General features: G+C 69.4%; 7 protein-coding genes. 5 read left to right on the top strand and 2 right to left on the bottom strand.

The annotated features are described in order from the left end of the window. Positions 1 to 8 precede the first annotated feature (8 nt). Positions 9 to 5,045 carry an amino acid adenylation domain-containing protein gene (locus ACWV14_RS17080; RefSeq protein ID WP_454902752.1) on the bottom strand — a complete coding sequence of 1,679 codons (5,037 nt, stop codon included), beginning with the start codon at positions 5,043 to 5,045 and terminating at the stop codon, positions 9 to 11. Next, a complete protein-coding gene (locus ACWV14_RS17075) occupies positions 5,042 to 12,343 on the bottom strand; it encodes an amino acid adenylation domain-containing protein (RefSeq protein ID WP_454902751.1) in 7,302 nt (2,433 codons plus the stop codon). Before ACWV14_RS17075 ends, ACWV14_RS17080 begins: the two co-directional genes overlap by 4 nt. A gap of 553 nt (positions 12,344 to 12,896) precedes the next feature. Here ACWV14_RS17075 and ACWV14_RS17070 point away from each other — a divergent pair. The 5 genes from ACWV14_RS17070 (at position 12,897) to ACWV14_RS17050 (ending at position 18,818) form a co-directional block, all read left to right on the top strand. Next, positions 12,897 to 13,763, top strand: coding sequence for a class I SAM-dependent methyltransferase (locus ACWV14_RS17070; RefSeq protein WP_454902750.1), 867 nt, complete (start codon positions 12,897 to 12,899; stop codon positions 13,761 to 13,763). 102 nt (positions 13,764 to 13,865) lie between these two features. Continuing rightward, a complete protein-coding gene (locus ACWV14_RS17065) occupies positions 13,866 to 14,600 on the top strand; it encodes a peptidoglycan DD-metalloendopeptidase family protein (RefSeq protein WP_454902749.1) in 735 nt (244 codons plus the stop codon). A gap of 102 nt (positions 14,601 to 14,702) precedes the next feature. Beyond that, the gene (locus ACWV14_RS17060; RefSeq protein WP_422086704.1) at positions 14,703 to 14,891 is read left to right on the top strand and encodes a hypothetical protein; all 189 of its coding nucleotides are present in this window, start codon (positions 14,703 to 14,705) and stop codon (positions 14,889 to 14,891) included. Between the two features lie 166 nt (positions 14,892 to 15,057). Beyond that, the gene (locus ACWV14_RS17055) at positions 15,058 to 16,185 is read left to right on the top strand and encodes a metallophosphoesterase family protein (RefSeq protein ID WP_454902748.1); all 1,128 of its coding nucleotides are present in this window, start codon (positions 15,058 to 15,060) and stop codon (positions 16,183 to 16,185) included. Further along, positions 16,182 to 18,818, top strand: a complete 2,637-nt coding sequence (locus ACWV14_RS17050) for an AAA family ATPase (protein ID WP_454902747.1) — start codon at positions 16,182 to 16,184, stop codon at positions 18,816 to 18,818. Before ACWV14_RS17055 ends, ACWV14_RS17050 begins: the two co-directional genes overlap by 4 nt. Positions 18,819 to 18,836: the final 18 nt, after the last annotated feature.

The following is an 18,836-nucleotide window of genomic DNA, read 5'->3' as shown; positions in this document are numbered from 1 at the left end:
TTTCTTCTTCAGCCCTTGCGCAGCCAGCCGCCGAAGGCGCGTCCCAGCAGGCCGCCGCGCGGCGGCGTGGCGGCCGCGGGCAGGCCCTGGAGCTCCGACGGAATGCTGTCCGGGCCGGTCGTCTGCACCGGCTGGAAGGTGGACGACGCGGCGATCTGCCCGAGGTTCTCGAACAGGTAGCGGCGCGGCTCCACGCGGTAGCCCAGCAGCAGTTCGGTCTGCTGCACGGCGCGCAGCACAAGCAGCGAATCGCCGCCGAGATCGAAGAAGTTGTCGCTCGCGCGGATGTCGTTGACGTCGATGCCGACCACACCGGCCCACACCTGCGCCAGCTGCGCCTGCTCGGGGTTCATCAGGCCGGCCTTGGCCTTGGGCGCACCCGCCGCCGCGCCGGCCGGCGCCTCGGAGCGCGACGTGTCGGCCGCGAGCTTGCGCAGGTAGGCCGCGCTGGTCGAGCCTTCGGCGCTGGCGATGTAGTCGAGGCTGGCCTCGGGCCGGTCGGCGGCGCGCTGCAGCAGCTCGAGGTAGCGCTCGCGCAGTTGGGCGCCGGTTTCGCGCAGGTAGATGTCGGCGTTGTAGATCAGCGCGCCTTCCAGCCCGCCGGGCTTGTCCATCAGCCACACGCCGATGTCGTCGGTGGCGCCGCGCTGCATCAGGTGCATCTGCCGCGTCTGCAGGCTGCCGAGGCGGCGCGAGCGGTCGCGCGCGTCCTGGAACGAGAACATCGACTGGTACGGTCCCGACGCCTTGGCCTGGCCGCCGGAGCCGGGCTCCGCCATCAGGCGCTCGAACGGCACCTGCTGGTAGTTCATGAGCGTGAGCAGCTCCTGCTTCACGTAGCGCATGAACTCGGGCAGCGACTGGCGCATGTCGATCTGCAGCGACACCGGCAGCACGTTGTTGAAGACGCCCATCACGTCCTCGGTCTCCGGCTGCTGGCGCCCGCGCACCGGGTTGGCGATGACGATGGCGTCGGAGCCGATGGTGCGGGCCATGGTCAGCGCATAGAGGCCGAAGGTCAGCATGCTGAGCGTCACGTCCATGCCGCGCGCCACTTCGCGCAGCCGCTGCGTGGCCGCCAGGTCGATCTGGATCCACTGCGTGCCGCCCTGGCCGCTCTTTCCCGCGCGGCGCGGCATGTCGGTGTTGGGCAGCCGGGGCAGGGGCGCCGCGGCGAAGCGCTTGCGCCAGAACCCGATCTGCTCCTCGAACACCGGCTCCTTCATCCACTGCGCGAGCCACTCGGCGTAGTCGCCGTGCGTGGTCGCGATGGCCGGCAGGCCATGCGGACGGCCGCGTTCGGCGGCGTCGTAGAGCGCGGAAAGCTCGCGCTGCATAAGGTCGAAAGACCAGCCGTCCCACACCAGGTGGTGCGGCACGAACACGAAGGCGTGGTCTCGCTCGTCGAGCTTGAACAGCGCTGCATGCGCCATCGGCGCGCGGTGGATGTCGATGGGCCGGTCGGCCAGCTCCTGCATCTGCTCGGCCAGCTCGGCTTCGCGCTGGTCGGCGGGCAGGTCGCGCAGGTCGATCACCGGCAGCGAGAAATCCACAGACTGCGCAATCGACTGGACAGGCTCGCCGGTGCGCGGATCGGTGCCCATGCTGGTGCGCAGCGCGGGCTGGCGGCGAATGATCTCTCGCAGCACCGATTCGAAGCGCGCCGCGTCGAACTCGCCCAGCAGCCGCTGCGCCGACGGCGCGTTGTAGACCGAGCGGCCGGGGTGCAGCTCTTCCATGAAGCGGATGCGCTCCTGCGATGGCGTCATCGGCGCGCTCGTGCGGCCGGGCCGGTTGGGCAGCGGCACCTGCTCGCCGGCGCCGGTGCCCTGCAGCGCCTCGACGGCCACGGCCAGCCGCTCGGCGGTGGGCGCCTCGAACAGCGTGCGCAGCGGCAGCGTGATCTGGAACTCGCGGCTCAGCAGCGTGGCCAGCCGCGCCGCCAGCAGCGAATGGCCGCCCATGGTGAAGAAGTCGTCCTTCATGTCGAGGCCGGGCAGGCTCAGCACCTGCTCCATGGCCGCGAGCACCTTGCGTTCGCTGTCGGTACGCGGGCCGGCGCCGCGCTGCATGGTTTCGCGCGGCACGGCCTGCGGTGCCGGCAGCGAGGCGCGGTCGAGCTTGCCGTTGGGCAGGGTCGGCAGGCTGGCGAGCGTGACCACGTGCTGCGGCAGCATGAAGGCCGGCAGGCTGCCGCGCAGGTGCTGCATCAGCGCCTCGAGGTCGAAGGCGGCGCCCGCCGCATTCGGCGCCAGGGCGAGGTAGGCCACCAGCCGCACGTCGCCGGGGTTGTCTTCGCGCGCCACGACCACGCTGCGCGAGACGCCGGCAATTTCGTTGCAGCGGGCCTCGATTTCGCCGGGCTCGATGCGGTAGCCGCGCACCTTCACCTGGAAGTCGAGCCGGCCCATGTGCTCCAGCAGGCCGTCGTTGCGCCAGCGGCCGCGGTCGCCAGTGCGGTAGAGGGCCGTGGCATGGCCGAGGATGCGCGCGGTGACGAAGCGATCGGCCGTGAGTTCGGGCCGATCGTGATAGCCCAGCGTCACGCCGTCGCCGCCGATGCAGATTTCGCCCGGCACGCCGAGCGGGCAGGGGCGCAGTTCGGCGTCCAGGATCCACACCTGGGTGTTGTCGATCGGATGGCCGACCGAAACGCCGCGCGAGGCGACCACGTCGCGCTGCATGTTCCACACGGTCGACCACACGGTGGTCTCGGTCGGGCCGTAGACGTTCCACAGCTGTTCGCAGCGATCGAGCAATTCGAGGGCCAGGCGCGGGCGCACCGGCTCGCCGCCGATCCAGCCACGGAAGCCCGGGGCGCCGGGCCACTGGGCGTCGAGCAGCAGCTGCCACATGCCGGGCGTGGCCTGCAGGATGGTGACTTCTTCTTCCTCCAGCAGGGCGCGCAGGTGGTTGCCGTCCATGGCGGTCTCGCGCTGCACCATCACGATCTCGGCGCCGGCCGCGAGCGGCAGCAGCAGCTCGGCCACTGCGATGTCGAAGGACAGCGTGGTGACCGCCGCGATGCGGTCCGCCGCGCCGATGCCGGGTTCCACACGCATCGACTGCAGCAGGTTGGCCACGCCGCGGTGCGGCACGCTCACGCCCTTGGGCTTGCCGGTGGAGCCTGACGTGTAGATCACGTAGGCCGGGTCTTCGGCGCCGGCGTCAAGCTCGCCCGGCTCGAGCGCGTCGACCGGGCCCTGGTGCCAGGCGGTGTCGCGGTCGATCTCGAAGATGTGCTGGCTCGCGTCGACTCGCCACTGGCGCGGGGCGGTCGCCATGTCTGAAGTGGTGAGCAGCAGGCTGAGCCGCGAGTCTTCGGCGTAGTGGTCGAGCCGCGCCTGCGGGAAGGCCGGGTCGAGCGGCACGTAGGCGGCGCCCGACTTCAGCACCGCCAGCAAGGCCACCAGCATGTCGGTGCCGCGTTCCAGGCACAGGCCCACACGCTGGCCCCGGCCGATGCCGCGCTCGCGCAACGCATGCGCCAGCCGGTTCGATTGCGCATCGAGTTCGCCGTAGGTGCTGCGGCGTGCGCCGTCGCGCAGCGCCTGTCGCTCGGGGTGCAGCAGCGCGCGGGCCACGAAGCCGGCATGCGCCAGGGGGTCGCCCAGAAGCTCGGTGGGCGCGGGCTGCAGCGCGGCCAGCACCAGCGAGGCCTCGGTCGACAGCACCTCGAGCCGGCCGATGGTCTCGGAGGGGTCGCGCGCGGCGGAGCGCACCACGCACTCGAACATGTCGAGCCAGCGCTGCACGCTGAGTTCGTCGAACAGGCCGGTGTTGTACTGGGCCTCGATCACCAGGCCGCCTTCGAGCGGGCGCAGGTTCAGGAACAGCTCGAAGTTCTCGTACTGGCGCGGCACGGTGTCCTGCCTGACGGACAGGCCGACGAAGCTGTCGGTGCCGCTCGCCACGTCGGGGTCGACGTTGAACATCACGCTCACCAGCGGCAGCCGGCTGGCGTCGCGCTGCAGCGAGAGCTGGCCGAGCAGCGCGCCATAAGTCAGCGACTGGTGCTCGAAGGCGTCGAGCACCGCGCTGCCGCATTCGCTCATGAGCGCGTCGAAGCGCAGATGCGCATGCGCGTTCATGCGCAGCGGCAGCAGGTTGACGCAGTGGCCCACCAGGCCGGGCATGTCGCGCGCCAGCTGGCCCGAAGCCGGAATGCCGACCACGATGTCGTCCTGCCCCGTCAGCCGGTGCAGCGTGGCGACGAAGGCGCCGAGCAGGCCCGCGAACAGGCTGGTGCCGGCCTTGGTGCTGACCGAGCGCATGGCGGTGACCAGGCGGCGGTCGAGCGTTCGCTCGGTGCGCAGCGAGGTGAAGGTGCGCACGGCCGGGCGCGGGTGGTCCAGCGGCAGCTCCAGCACGGGCGGCGCGCCGCCCGAGAAGCGCTCCAGCCAGTAGTCCACGTGCTGCTGCATGTCGGGCTGCGCGGCCTCGGCGGCTTCCGCCGCGGCAAAGTCGGCGTAAGACGGCGCGGCCTTCAGCCGCAGCCCCTGGCCGATCTGTTCGGCGTACAGGTGGCCCAGTTGCTCGGTGATGACCGCCCACGACCAGCCGTCGCACACCACGTGGTGGGCCGACATGACGAGTTCATGCTCGTCCTCGCCGAGCCGGTAGAGCACCGCCCTGAACAGCGGCCCGTGCTCTAGCGAGAAGGGCGTGCACACCGCCGCGTTGTGCGCAGACGCCAGCACCTGCTCGCGCGATTGCGGGTCGAGCTTGGTGAGGTCCATCATGCTCATCGCCTCGGCCGGGGCCTGCCCGACCAGCATGCAGCTGCCGTCGGGCGAAATGGTGGCGCGCAGCGATTGGTGGCGCTCGACCAGCACGGCCATCGCAAGGCCCAGGGCGCGCGCATTCAGCGGCCCGTGCAGGCGCAGCAGCACCGACTCGTTGTAGGCCAGCGAAGCCTCCGGGCTCAGCATGGCGCCGAGCCAGACTTCGCGTTGCGATTCGGTGGTCGGGATGACGCACTCGATGATCCCGCTGGTGGCGGTGCCCGTTCCGGTGTCGGTCTCGGGGCGCAGGACGGCGTTCATGCTGCGGCCTTTCCATTGACGAGGTGGGTGGATGCCTGGGCCGCCTGCGCGTCCGGCACGTACCAGAAGGGCTGGCCGTCGACGTCGCGCGCCAGCACCGAGCCTTCTTCCGCCGGCCTGCGCACGTCGAAGCTGGTCACGACCGCGGCGCGGCGCGGCAGGAAGCCGGATTCCTGCATCTCGGCAACCGATTCCTTGAAGGCACGCTGGATGAAGGCGATGTCCTCGGCGCTGTGCGCGCTGGTGAGGAAGCACGGGAAGTTGTCCAGGATGTGCACGCCGCGGCTGCGCATCATGGCGAACAGCAGGTCCTGCAGCGGATGGTCTTCGAGCCAGCTCACGCGCCACAGCGAGCCGAAGTGGCGTATCTCGATCGGCGCGCCGACCTCCTTGCACCAGCCCGACATTTCCGCGGCCATGGCGCTGGTGCTGCCCGTGAGCCCGGCCTGCAGCGCGGGGCCGGCTTCCTTCAGATGCATGAGCGAGGCCTTGGCCGCGGCCAGCGCCAGCGGATGGCGCACGAAGGTGCCGGCGAAATAGGTCACGCCGACGCCGGGGATCGAGTCGTCGCCGTACTGCCACGGGCCGCCGTCGAGCGCGTCCATGAACTCGCGCTTGCCTGCGATCACGCCCACCGGGAAGCCGCCGCCGATCACCTTGCCGTAGGTGGCGAGGTCGGCGCGCACGCCGAACAGCTCCTGTGCGCCGCCCAGCGCGGTGCGAAAACCGGTGATGACCTCGTCGAAGATCAGCGCGCAACCGCTCTTGGCGGTGATCTCGCGCACCTCGTGCAGGAACTCGCGCGGCTGGAAGTCGGGCCGGCGGCTTTGCACCGGCTCGGCCAGCACGGCGGCCAGGTCGTCGGCGTTCTCGCGGATGAAGGCCAGCGCCTCGGGCGTGCCGTAGTCGAGCACGCGGATATCGCCGAACATGCCGCTCATCACGCCGGGTGCGGCCGACAGGCCCTTGCCGCCCTTGCCGGCGCGCACCAGCACTTCGTCGAAGGTGCCGTGGTAGGAGCCGGTGAACACCACCACCGTGCTGCGGCCGGTGACGGTGCGCGCAATGCGCAGCGCGGCCATCACGGCCTCGGAGCCGGTGTTGCACAGGCCGGCGCGGTCGCTGCCCGTGAGCTCGCAGATGAGCGCGGTGACGTCGGCGGCCAGCGGATGCTGCGGGCCGATCTCGTAGCCTTCGTCGAGCTGCTTGCGCACGGCTTCCTGCACGAAGTCGGGCTGCCAGCCGAACATGTTCATGCCGAAGCCGTTCAGCGCGTCGACGTATTCGTTGCCGTCCAGGTCCCACATCTTCGAGCCCTTGGAGCGCTCGATGACGATCTGGTAGGTGATCTCTTTGGTGACCGGGCGGAAACCGTTGACCACGCGCGGGTCGGCCATGTGCGAGCGGTTGGCCTCGGTGAACTGCTTGCTCTTGATGGTGCGCTCGATGTAGCGGCGCATGAAGGCCGCGAGGCGGGCCTTCTGGCGGCCGCTGGGCTCCGCCGTGCGCTGGGTGTGGATGCGGGCGATGGCGCCGAAGGCCTTGGCGACGTCGTAGCGCAGCGGTTCTTTCGACGGCGCGGATTCTTCGGCGGCGGGCGCTGCCGCGACCGGCGCCGCGACGGCCGGCGCGGGCACCGCCTGCAGCATGACCGGCGCGGCGGGCGCGGTGCCCGACAGCAGGGCGAGCTGCTGGCGCATCAATTCCATTTGCTGCGCAATCAGCTGGGAGATGGGGCTGGAGGCCGCGTTGCCTTGCATCGGGGCGTACACCACCGGTGCGGGCATCGCGGGAGCAGCCTCGGCCATCGGTGCCGCTGCCACGGCCGGCGCGGGCGCGGCTTCGGGCGGCAGGCTCTCGCGCAGGAACGCGGAGAGCGCATCGAAGCAGCGGTAGTTCTCCATCAGCTGCCGGAAGCTCAGGTTGACCTTGAAGTGCTTCTTGATCTGGGTGGCCGCCTGGGTCAGCGTGAGCGAGTCCAGGCCGAGTTCGCCGAAGGGCGCGTGGCCTTCCGCCTGCGCCATGTCGATGCCGGAGATGTCCTCGAACAAGGCGCGCAGGCGCGCATCGACAGGCGTGGAGGACGCGGAGGGAGGAAGGGACGAGGTCGCTGCAGCTGTCACGATCGGCTCCAAAGGGGTGGGTGTGGGGGTGGCGGAAGGGGCGGGCGAGGCGGAAAGAGGTGCGGCCGGGATCGCGTGGATCGCGGCGGTCGCGGGAACGGCGGCGATGTCGACCCAGAAGCGCTTGCGTTCGAACGGGCTGGTCGGCAGGCGCACGCGCTGGGCGCCGGTGCGGCTGGAAAGGCGCGACAGTTCGACTTCTGCGCCGCAGGTCCACAGCCGGCCGACGGCCAGGCACAGCGTGCGGTGTTCGTCGGCGGGCTCGCCGTGCAGCAGCGGCACGGCAGTGCTCGCGCCGTGCTGGCGGACCAGCGTGGAGAGGGTGTTGCGTGGACCGGCTTCGATGAAGAGCGGCTGCGCGGCGTGTTCCATCGCGGCGCGCACGGCTGGCGAGAAGCGCACCGTGCCGCGCAGGTGCCGTGCCCAGTAGGCGGGGCTGGTGGCTTCTTCCGCTTCCAGCAGCCGGCCCGTGAGGGTCGAGAAGATCGGCGTCTGCGGCGCATTCAGCTCCACCTGGCTCACCAGCGCCTCGAAGGGCGCGGCGGCGCCGTCCATCATGGCGGAGTGAAAGGCGTGCGATGTCTGCAGCGCGCGGCATGCGATGCCCTCGGCCTCCAGCGTGGCCTGCAACGCGGCGATGGCCTCGAAGGGACCGGCGGCGACGCAGGCCGTGGGGCCGTTCTCTGCAGCGAGAGAGATCGACGCGTCCAGCCTTTGCGTCAGCTCGGCCGCGCCGATGCGCACCGAGAGCATCGCGCCCGCCGGCAGCGCCTGCATGAGCGCGCCGCGCCGGGCAACGAGCCGCGCCGCATCTTCGAGCCGCATCACGCCAGCGAGCACCGCGGCGACGAACTCGCCGACGCTGTGGCCCATCAGCGCATGAGGCCGAACGCCGGTGGCCAGCAGCCGCCGCGCCAGTGCGTACTCGATGGTGAAGAGCGCGGGCTGCGTGACGGCGGTGGGCGACAGGGCCTTCGGGTCATCCGAGAACATGCGTTCGCGCAGGTCGAAGTCGGTGGTGCCGGCGATGGCGTCGAGGCAATCGTCGAAGGCGGCGGCGAACACCGGGTCGGCTGCGTGCAGCAGCCTGCCCATGCCGGCGTACTGCGCGCCCTGGCCCGGGAACATCAGCACGGGCTGCGGAGCGCGCGAGGCAAGGCGGCCGCTGGCGCGCCAGGGTGAATCGGCGGTGCGCAGGGCGGCAATGGCCTGCACCGTGTCGGCCGCCACCACCACGCGACGGAAAGCGTGGGCCTTGCGGCCGACAGCCAGCGTGTGGGCGACGTCGGCCAGCGGCTGCTCCGCATGCGCCTGCAGGTGGGCCGCGAGCTGCTCGGTGGCAACGGCCAGTGCTGCTTCCGAGCGCGCCGACAGCGGCAGCACCTGTTCGCCCGTGGCGATGGGCGATGCGGGCCGCGCCGGTGCTTCCTCGACGATGACGTGCGCATTGGTGCCGCCCACGCCGAATGAGCTGACGCCCGCGCGGCGCGGCAGGTCACCACGCGGCCACGGCTGCAGGCTGGCACTCACGCGGAAGGGCGTGCGCGCGAAGTCGATCGCCGGGTTGGGCGTCTCGAAGTGCACGGTCGGCGGGATCTGCCCGTGGTGCAGCGCCAGCGCCGTCTTGATGAGCCCCGCCGCGCCGGCAGCCGTGACCATGTGGCCAACGTTGCTCTTGAGCGAGCCCAGCGTGCAGTAGTCGAGCGCGTCGGTGTGTTCGCCGAAGGCCACGGCCAGCGCCTCGACCTCGATCGGGTCGCCCATCGGCGTGGCTGTGCCGTGCGCCTCGACGTAGGAAATGCTGCGCGCATCGACCTCCGCTGCCGCCAGCGCGGCGCGGATCACCGCCGCCTGGCCGTCGACGCTGGGCGCGGTGAAGCTGGCCTTGGCGCCGCCGTCGTTGTTCACGCTGGCGCTGCGCAGCACGGCGTAGATGGTGTCGCCGTCGGCCTGCGCGTCGGCCAGCCGCTTGAGCAGCACCACGGCCGCGCCGTCGCTGAAGACGGTGCCCTGGGCCTTCGCGTCGAAGCTGCGCGTGTGGCCGTCGGGCGAGAGCATCGAGCCCTCGTTGTAGAGGTAGCCGCTGCGCGGCGGGCAGGTGACCGATGCGCCGCCCGCCAGCGCCATGTAGCACTGGCCGGTGCGCAGCGCATGGAAGGCATGGGCCACGGCCACCAGCGAGGTCGAGCAGGCGGTGTGCACGCTGACGGCCGGGCCGGTGAGGTTGAGCCGGTTCGCCACCCGCGTGGTGATGTAGTCCTTCTCGTTGGCCAGCATCACCTGGAACTCGCCGACCGGTTCCACCAGGTCGGGCCGGGTGCTCACATGGCGCTGGAAGTAGGTGGCGTTGTACATGCCGGCATACACGCCGACCGGGCCCGGCGCGGCGTCGGGCACGTAGCCGGCGCGCTCCAGGCATTCCCAGCAGATCTCGAGGAACACCCGCTGCTGCGGGTCCATGAGCTGCGCTTCCTTGGGGCCGATGCCGAAGAAGGCGGCGTCGAAGTTCTCGATGCCGTCGATCACGCCGCGTGCGCGAACGTAGGACGGGTCGCTGCGCAGCGCCTGGCTCACGCCGGCGTCGAGCGTGGCGTCGTCGAAGAAGGTGACGGTGTCACGGCCGGCGACGAGGTTGTCCCAGAACTGCTCCACGTCGGCAGCGCCGGGGAAGCGGCCCGCGGTGGCGATGAGCGCGACCGCGTCGGAGGCCGGCGCGACGGGGCGCGGGGCAGACGGTTGCGATGCCGCCTGCACGGGTGCCTCGACCGGGGGACGCAACCGCGCGGCCATCGCCTTCGGCGTCGGGTCGCGGAAAAACAGGTTGGTTGACAGCGGCAGCGCGGTGTCGCGCTTCAGTTCGCCCAGCACCTGCAGCACCAGCAGCGAATCGCCTCCGAGGTCGAAGAAGTTGTCGTTGCGCCCGACCTTGTCGATGCGCAGCGCGCGCGCGAAGGCCTCGCACACCTGCTGTTCGACGGCGTCGTGCGGCTCCTCGTAGGGCTGCGAAAGCTCGGGGCGGCCGGCGGCGGGCTCTGGCAGTGCGCGGCGGTCGAGCTTGCCGTTGGGCGTGACGGGCAACTGCGCGAGCCATACCTGCGCTGAAGGCACCAGCGCAGCGGGCAGGCGGGCCGCAAGGTGAGTGCGCAGCGCCTGCCACGACAGCTGCGGGCCACGCGCCACGAGATAGGCCACCAGGCGCAGTTGGCCATCGGCGTCGGGCCGGGCGACAACCGCACATGACTGCACCTCGGGGTGGGCAAGGATGGCGGCCTCGATCTCGCCGGTCTCGATGCGGTGGCCGTGGATCTTGACCTGGCCGTCGCGGCGGCCGATGAACTCGATGGTGCCGTCGGGCAGCCAGCGCGCGAGGTCGCCGGTGCGGTAGAGTCGGTCGGCCGGACCACCGAAGGGATCGGGCACGAAGCGGTCGGCGCTGAGTTCGGGCTGGCGCAGGTAGCCGCGCGCCAGTCCGTGGCCGCCGATGCACAGCTCCCCGACCAGGCCGGAGGGCAGCAGCGCCATCGAGGGGCTCAGCACGCGCAGCACGGTGTCCTTGATCGGGCGGCCGAGCGGCACGGAGCGGGTGTCGGCCGGCAGCGTGGGCGCGATGCGGTGCGTGGTCGCGAAGGTGGTGCACTCGGTCGGGCCGTAGCCGTTGCTCAGTGCCAGGCCGGGCAGGGCGGCGAGCGCCCGGCGCACATGGGGCACCGAGAGCGCCTCGCCGCCGGTGAACAGGTGGCGCAGGCCCGCGAGGTGGACCGGGTCGTCGTCGATGACAGCGTTGAACAGCGCGGCCGTGAGCCAGGCGGTATACACGTCGTGGCGCGCGATGGTGCGGGCCAGGCCGGCACCGGTGGGCACGCGCTCGTCGTGCACCACGCAGCAGCCGCCGTTGAGCAGCGGGCCCCAGATTTCGAGCGTGGCCGCATCGAAACCCAGCGGAGCTGCATGCAGCATGGCGCGGCCCGGCGCGAGCTCGACATAGTCCACGCCGACCACCAGCCGCAGGATCGAGCGGTGGCAGATCTCGATGCCCTTGGGCGCACCGGTCGAGCCCGAGGTGTACATGACGTACGCGACCGATTCGCCGTCGATGGCCGGTTCATTCCATGAACTGCGTTCCTGGTTGTCCAAGGCATCGTCCAGCAGCAAAACGCGTTGTTCGGCCGGTACGAGATGGCGAAAGGCTTGTGCCGTGATCACGTGCCGGGCCTGCGCCTCGCCGAACATGTAGGCGATCCGCTCGGACGGAAAGTCGGTCGGTACGGGAACGTAGGCGCCGCCCGCCTTCAGGATGCCGATCAGCGCCACGACGGCGGCCAGCGAGCGGTCGAGCAGCAGGCCGACGCTGTCGCCGCTTCGCACGCCCAGCCGCTGGAGGTGGCGTGCGAGCTGGTCGGAGCGGCGGTCGAGCTCGGCATAGCTCATCTGCACGTCGCCTTCGACGAGGGCAACGGCCTCGGGGGTTGCGCCTGCCTGACGGCGGAACATGCCGGTGACGGTGAGCGTGCTGTCGAGCACGGACACAGGCGTGTTCCAGCGAACGAGCTGGTCGTCGGTGTCGGTGACGGGCAGGGTGCGGATGTCGTCCAGCGCGGCATCGGGGCGGGCCAGCAGGTCGGCGGCGGTGTCGGCGAGGGCAGCCAGCAGGCGCTCTGCGGACGTCACGTCCATCAGGGCCGCCGCCACATCTATATGCAGGGAGCCGGAGGCTTCGTCCAGCCAGAGGCACAGGCGGGCATCGGGCGTGGCAGTGTCGGCGGCGTCGCGCAGCCACAGCGAGGCGGGCGGCTCCATGCCGGCGGCCGCAGGGCTCGCCGCGCGACGGGCAGCATCGAGTTCCGCGAGCCACGCGCCAACAGGACAGATGGCGTCGAAGGCCACGGTCGTGGACGTGAGGACCGCTTGGGCGCCGGCCAGTTCATGCAGCACCGGCCAGAGCACGCCGAGCCACCGCGACTGCAGCAGCAGCCAGGCGCCGGCAAACATGGTGTCGGGCAACTGGCCGCCGGTTGCCGACGCTTGCGCCCGGCTTTGCAGGAATGCGGGTTCGAGCGTCAGCGAGACGGCATGCCGCCCGCCCGGCGTTTCCGGGTTTGCACGCGGCACGAACAGGTCGTCCAGAAGCGTATCTGGAGCGCTTCGCCGTGCCGTCGAAACAGATTGAATTTCCATGTAATTACCCGAAAAGAAATACGATGGAACCAATTGAATAGGCCAAATGGCCAGTGACTCAATTGAGACTTTGAATTTGTGCTTCCCGTTTTTTCGTGTCTCGATCCTAGGGTGTTTCCCCAAGCCGATGTACGAACTTTTGATCTACGTTACAGATTGACATAGTTATTTCTGAAACGTACTACCCCAATTGTCCAATCTTGGGTAACTGATGCGCCGTTTAGGGCAAAAGCAGGTGATCGGATGCCCCCCAGGGTGCCCGTGGGCGGCTCCCGAAGCGGGGTACTCATGGGGATATCGAGAGTGGGAGTGGGCCGGATCGGCCACCGCGCCCCGTGCGCCAGGGACAGCGCGGCAAGGCGGCTTCTCCAGAGGGAGAGATGCGGAAAACGCACCGCCGATGCGCTCGCAAAATGAAACAAGGCCCCAAAGCGGGCTGTTATTAAGTGGCGAAGTCTGTAACCGGATAAAAAACCGCTGTACAAGGCCGAAAAACAAACAAGACTTCATGGTGCATCCGCACTCATGCGGAATTCAACTTTGAAAGCCTCGAATGTTCAGCGACATCTTATTACCCGATGTAGTTCTCAATCGTCGCGGCCTCTATTACGAGTCTGTTATTCCGAACAATTCCGCAGGATTGACCGCCAATGCCGTTTATTTCGGCAACGAGGCATGGGCAAAGGAATACCTGGACTTCTGCCATCGCGATGCGCATTTCAGGAGCCGTTGGCTCGCGGCGGGCGGCGACTGGACGGACAAGGTGGTCATCGACCTCGGTTGCGGCCCCGGCAATGTCTTTGCCACGCTCGGCGGCAAACCCAGGATGCTGATTGGCGTGGATGTGGCCGGCGGCTCGCTCGAAATGGCTTCGCGCCTCGGTTACACGGCGGTGCTGGCCGATGCGGCGCACACGCCGTTCCGATCGCGCGTGGCGGACATCGTGGCCATCAATGCGTCGCTGCACCATTGCGACGACATGAAGGCGGTATTGCTCGAAGGCGCGCGGCTCGTGAAACCCAATGGCCTGCTCATTACCGACCACGACCCGCAATTGACCGCATGGGATTACAAGGGCCTGGCCAAATGGATGTGGGATGCGCGCCTGTGGATCTACCGCGTGACGCGGCACGGGTTTCACAAGACCGGCAACCAGCAGTCCTGCGGACTGCAGACCGAAGTGCACCACCGCCCCGGAGACGGCGTGACGCACGAACTGTTCAGGCGAACGCTGGAACCGCTGGGATTCGAGGTCCGCATCCATCCACACAACCACCAGATCGGCGCGCAGGCCCTGGAAGGCGAGGTCGGCCCGGCGCAATGGAAATACCGCATGGGCAACCGGCTGTCTGGCCGCGACCCGCGCGCGCCAGACAGCGCGCTGTCCCTCATGTGCATCGCCAGGCGCACCGCGACCTGACACGCCACCGCCACCACCACCGTCCAGCCCCGGCCGCGACGGGTCTTCAGCCACTGCTGGTAGGCTCGAACGTCTTCAGGAAAAAAGGAACGGCTAGTGGTTGTGACAGGCAGGAACTGGCGCGCGTGCATCGCGCTGATCGCGGCATTGACCCTGGCGGCGTGCTCCACCACCAAGACCCCGGTGGCGGGCCCCGGCGAATACGTGGTGCAGCCCGGAGACACGCTCTACCGTATCGCCTCCAGGACCGGCCGCTCCCCCGGCGAGATCGCCCGCTGGAGCAACCTCCAGGACCCCGACCGCCTCGAAGCTGGGCAGGTGCTGCGCGTGGCACCGCCGGGCGGTGCTTCGGCGCCGTCGCCGGATGCATCAGCGCCGCCACCGCCGCCTCCAAGGGCCGGCGGCGCAGACCGCCCGAAGCCGCCGCGCCCCGCCGCGCGGGAGCCCGACCCGGTAGTGCCGCCAGCCGCGCGGCGCAGCGACTGGGGCTGGCCGGCGCAGGGCCAGGTCGTCGCGGGCTTCAACGGCTCCAGCAACAAGGGCATCGACATCGCAGGCAACACGGGCGACCCGGTGGTGTCCATCGGCAACGGCTCGGTGGCCGTCACCGAAACGCTGCGCGGCTACGGCAGCGTGCTCATGGTCGACCACGGTGGCTCCTACATGTCGGTCTACACCAATGTGCGCTCCGTGCTGGTGAAGCAGGGCCAGCGCGTGCAGCGGGGCCAGAAGATCGCCGAGATCGGCAATGCCGATGCCGGCCACCCCAAGCTGCACTTCGAGATCCGCTACCGCGGCAAGGCCGTCGATCCCCGGCAGTACCTGCCGGCACGGTAGGCGGGCAGGGCCTTTCGACCGAAAGTTATCCCACGGATTGGGGATGTTCCCGGTCCCCCGGAGGGCGCAGACTCGCGCCCTCATTCGTTAAGGGGGTACTACATGGAACTCACGTACTGGTTGCTCGTCGGCACAGTGTTGGCGCTGTTGCCCGCTGAATGGTTTTTGCTGGCTCCGTTCAGTCTCGGCTGGCAGCCCTTGCGCGAGCAGATCGCCGAGCAGGTCGCGCTTTCCGTCGCGCTGGCCGACGAATGCGCGGGGCCGTTCGAGAAGCCCACCATCTCGTTCTGAAAGAGCGGGCCTTCGATCGGAGGCCCCGCCACTCCCTCGCTGAAATCCAGGCTGCCGCAGCACTGCCGGACCAATCGTCCGTGTCGCCAGGAGATATCGCGGGCATCTAAGATGCTCGCTGTTTTGAGACGACCGGAAGACGCGAGAGGCAAAGGGAGGGCCACGCATGATTTCTTTGCTCCATACCGCGGACTGGCAGATCGGCCGCGTGTTCTCGCAGTTCGAGCCCGACGACGCCGCGGCGCTGTTCGAGGCCCGCTTCAAGGTGGTCGAGCGGCTGGCCGCCATCGCGAGCGAACGTGCCGTCGATGCGGTACTGGTAGGGGGCGACGTGTTCGACCTGCAGACGGTGTCCGACAAGACCATCCGCCGCATGTTCAACGCGATGCAGGGCTTTGCCGGGCCTTGGCTGCTGATTCCGGGCAACCACGACTCCGCCCTCGGCGAATCGGTGTGGAGCCGGGCCGCCAGGCTTGGCGCGGTGCCGTCGAACGTCGTGTGCTGCCTGGAGCCGGTGCCGCGCACCGTGGCCGGCAAGTTCACGCTGCTGCCCGCACCGCTCACGCAGCGCCATACCTATGGCGACCTGACCGACTGGTTCGCTGCAGCATCGGGTGAAGAAGAAAGCCTGCCGCGCATCGGGCTGGCGCATGGGTGCGTGCAGGGCATTCTTTCGGAAGACATCGACTCGGCCAATCCCATTGCGGCAGACCGCGCGGCACAGGCCCGGCTCGACTACCTCGCGCTCGGCGACTGGCACGGCACGCGCCAGACCGGCGAACGGACCTGGTACGCGGGTACGCCCGAGACCGACCGCTTTCGCGCCAACGACTCCGGGCAGGCGCTGCTGGTGTCCATCGCAAGCGCAGGCGCATTGCCGCAGGTCGAGCCGGTGCGCACCGGCCAGTACGCATGGCAGCAGTGGGAGCCGCGCCTGTCCGTGGCTTCCGATATCGACGAGCTGGTGGAAAAGCTGAACCTCGTCGGCGCCAACGACGTGCTTCAACTGCGCGGGCAAGGCAGCTGCGACCTGGGCGGCCACAACAAGCTCGGCGCCGCGCTCGACGCGGCCCGCGCCCGGGCCCGCGCGCTGGTGTGGGACGGCGAGGCGCTGCGCCTCGAACCCACCGAGGAAGACATCCAGGCCCTGCATGCCGATGGCTTCGTCGGCGAGGCCCTGCAAGACCTGCGCTCGCAGCAGGACGGCGCCGATGCCGAACTGGCGCGCGACGCGCTGCTGACGCTGGCTCGCATCCTCGACGCGCAGGCGCCGCGCGCGGGAGCCGCCGCATGAGCATGAAGCTGCAACGCCTTCGCATCGAGAACTTCAAGCTGTTTCGTGCACCGCTGGAAATCGATGACCTCACCGACGGGTTGAACCTGTTCGCGGCACCCAACGAATCGGGCAAGTCCACCGTCGCGGAAGCCATTCGCGCCGCGTTCTTCGAGCGGCACCGCTCGAGCGCGGTGGAGCATCTGAGGCCGTGGGGCGAAAGCTCGGCGACGCCCACGGTCGAACTCGACTTCGAGCTCGACGGCAAGCCCTGCCGCCTGACCAAGGCCTTTCTCGGCAAGAAGCGCTGCGAACTCAGCATCGACGGCAAGGCGATGGACGGCGCGGTGGCGGAAGACCACCTGGCGGCGCTGCTGGGGTTCAAGTTTCCGGGCAAGGGCGCGAGCACGCCGGAGCACATGGGCATTCCGGGGCTGCTGTGGATCAGGCAGGGCACCTCGCACGACATCTCGAACGCGGTGGGCTTCGCGAGCGACCATCTGCGCAACGCGCTGGGCGAGTCGCTGGGCGAACTGGCGTCGAGCAACGGCGATGCGGTGTTGAAGGCGGTTGAAAGCGAGCGCAACGAACTGCTCACGCCCGCCGCCGGCACGCCGCGCGGCGCGTATGCGGATGCGATCAGGCTCAGGGATGAGCTTGACGCGGAACTGAAGCGGCTGCGCGTCGATATCGAGGCGTATCAATCGGGCGTCGACCGCCTTTCAAGCCTGCGCCGAGACCATCAGCGCGACGAGGCAGCGCGACCCTGGGCCGCGTTGCGCGAGCAGCTCGCCGGCGCGCAGCAGCGCCTGGACGATGCCAAGGGCTTGGCGGACCGCAAGGCCGTGCAGGACGCAGCGCTGCGGCAGGCCACAGTGCAGGTCAACGCCTTGCGCACCCAGTTGCAGGCAATGGAGCGGGAAGAATCGACCGTCGTCCAGCGCGAAAAGAATCTGCAGACGGTGAAGGAAGGTCTCGCCAAGGCCCTGGAAGAACTACAAGCCTGGGAGCCGCGCCATGCCGCTGCGGCGCAGGCCGACGCAGCCGCCCGGGAAGCCCTGCGGCTCGCGCGCCAGGCGGCAGCACGCATCGCACAGGAAAAAGCCGTCGAAGGCCTCGCCGAACAACTCGCGGCTCTCACGCAAAGCCACGAGAAGGCAAAGGGCGAGCAGGACAAGGTCACGCGGCTGCAAGCCGAAGCGCAGGCGCTCGCTGTGCCCGAGGGTGAACTCAAGCGCCTGCAGCGCTGCGCGGACACCCTGCGCACCGCGCAGGCCAAGCTGGATGCGGTGGCCACCGCGCTGGAGTTCGACCTGCTGCCCGGCGTCGATGTGCACGTGGCGGGCGCGGCGGTGTCGGGGCTGACGCGCCAGACCGTCATCGCCCGCACCGGCATCGAGATCGCAGGCGTTGGCCGCATCACGGTGCTGCCGGGCGGCGCCGACCTGGAAGGACTGGCCATCGAGCGCGATCGCGCGCGTGACGAGCTGGCCGAGCGGCTGCAGGCATTGCGTGCCGAGAGCGTCGCGGCCATCGAAGAGCGTGAACGACTACAGGCATCGCGCAAGAGCGAAGCCGCCGCTGCGGTGGCTGTACTGACGGCATTGGCGCCCAAGGGCCTGAGCGCATTGGCCGCCGAAATCGCCTTGCGCGAGGCACGGCTCGTGGAAGCCCGCCAGGTGCTGCAGGCCATGCCGGCATCGACCGATGCGCCGGCAACCCCGATCGCACAGGCAGAGTCGGAGGAGGGCGCCGCCCGCGCTGCGCTGTCGGACGCATCCGCCGCGCTGAATGACGCCAAGGTCGCGGCCGGCAATACGCGCGAACAGGTCAAGGCCGCCGAGGCCGAGCTTGCCGCCGTGAAAGCCACCTTGAGCGATCCGCAGCGCGCCGGCCGCAAAGCCGATGCCGGCGCGGCACTGACCGACGCGCTGGCGCAGCACTCAGCCATTCAAGACAAGGTCGGTGAACTCGCGCAGCAGCTGCAGGCTGTCAACCTGCCCGTGCTCTCGCAGGACGTGGAGCGGCTGGAACGCAGCGTGAAGCAGGCCGAGGCTGCGCACAGCCAGCGTGCGAATGAAATCATGCGACTGGAGGTTGGGCTTTACATGAATGGCGCGGCGGGCCTGGAAGAAGCCGCGTCCGAGAAGCAACGCGAACTCGATCACGCCACTCGCCGGTGCGCGGAATTCGAGCGCCGCTCGAAGGCGCTCGACCATCTGCTCAAGCTGCTGCGCGAAAAGCGCTCGGCCCTGGCGCGCCGCTTGCGGGCTCCGCTGCAGAAGCACCTGGACCACTACCTGCAGATCCTGTTTCCGGGTGCGCAGGTCGAAGTCGGCGAAGACCTTTCGCCGGGCCGCATCACACGCCAGGGCCTGCGCGGCGCCCAGAGCGGCGAGTTCGAAGAGCTGAGCGTCGGCGCGCGCGAGCAGATGGGCGTGGTCGCCCGGCTGGCCTACGCCGACCTGCTGAAAGAAGCGCGCAAGCCGACCCTGCTGATCCTCGACGACGCGCTGGTCAACACCGACGAAGAGCGCCTGAAGCAGATGAAGCGGGTGCTGTACGACGCGGCGACGCGGCACCAGATCCTGATATTCAGCTGCCACCCGGAGGCCTGGCGCGACCTTGGCGTGGTGGCGCGAAGCATTCCGTAGCGCGCCGCTTTTTCGCGC

Source organism: Variovorax durovernensis (genome assembly GCF_977011995.1).
This window is presented reverse-complemented; position numbering and strand designations above follow the sequence as displayed.

Bases quoted from the DNA above. Each gene is read 5' to 3' on its own strand.
- ACWV14_RS17055 (WP_454902748.1), top strand. From the start codon at position 15,058: ATGATTTCTTTGCTCCATACCGCGGACTGGCAGATCGGCCGCGTGTTC.
- ACWV14_RS17060 (WP_422086704.1), top strand. From the start codon at position 14,703: ATGGAACTCACGTACTGGTTGCTCGTCGGCACAGTGTTGGCGCTGTTG.
- ACWV14_RS17080 (WP_454902752.1), bottom strand. From the start codon at position 5,045: ATGAACGCCGTCCTGCGCCCCGAGACCGACACCGGAACGGGCACCGCC.
- ACWV14_RS17070 (WP_454902750.1), top strand. From the start codon at position 12,897: ATGTTCAGCGACATCTTATTACCCGATGTAGTTCTCAATCGTCGCGGC.
- ACWV14_RS17075 (WP_454902751.1), bottom strand. From the start codon at position 12,343: ATGGAAATTCAATCTGTTTCGACGGCACGGCGAAGCGCTCCAGATACG.
- ACWV14_RS17050 (WP_454902747.1), top strand. From the start codon at position 16,182: ATGAGCATGAAGCTGCAACGCCTTCGCATCGAGAACTTCAAGCTGTTT.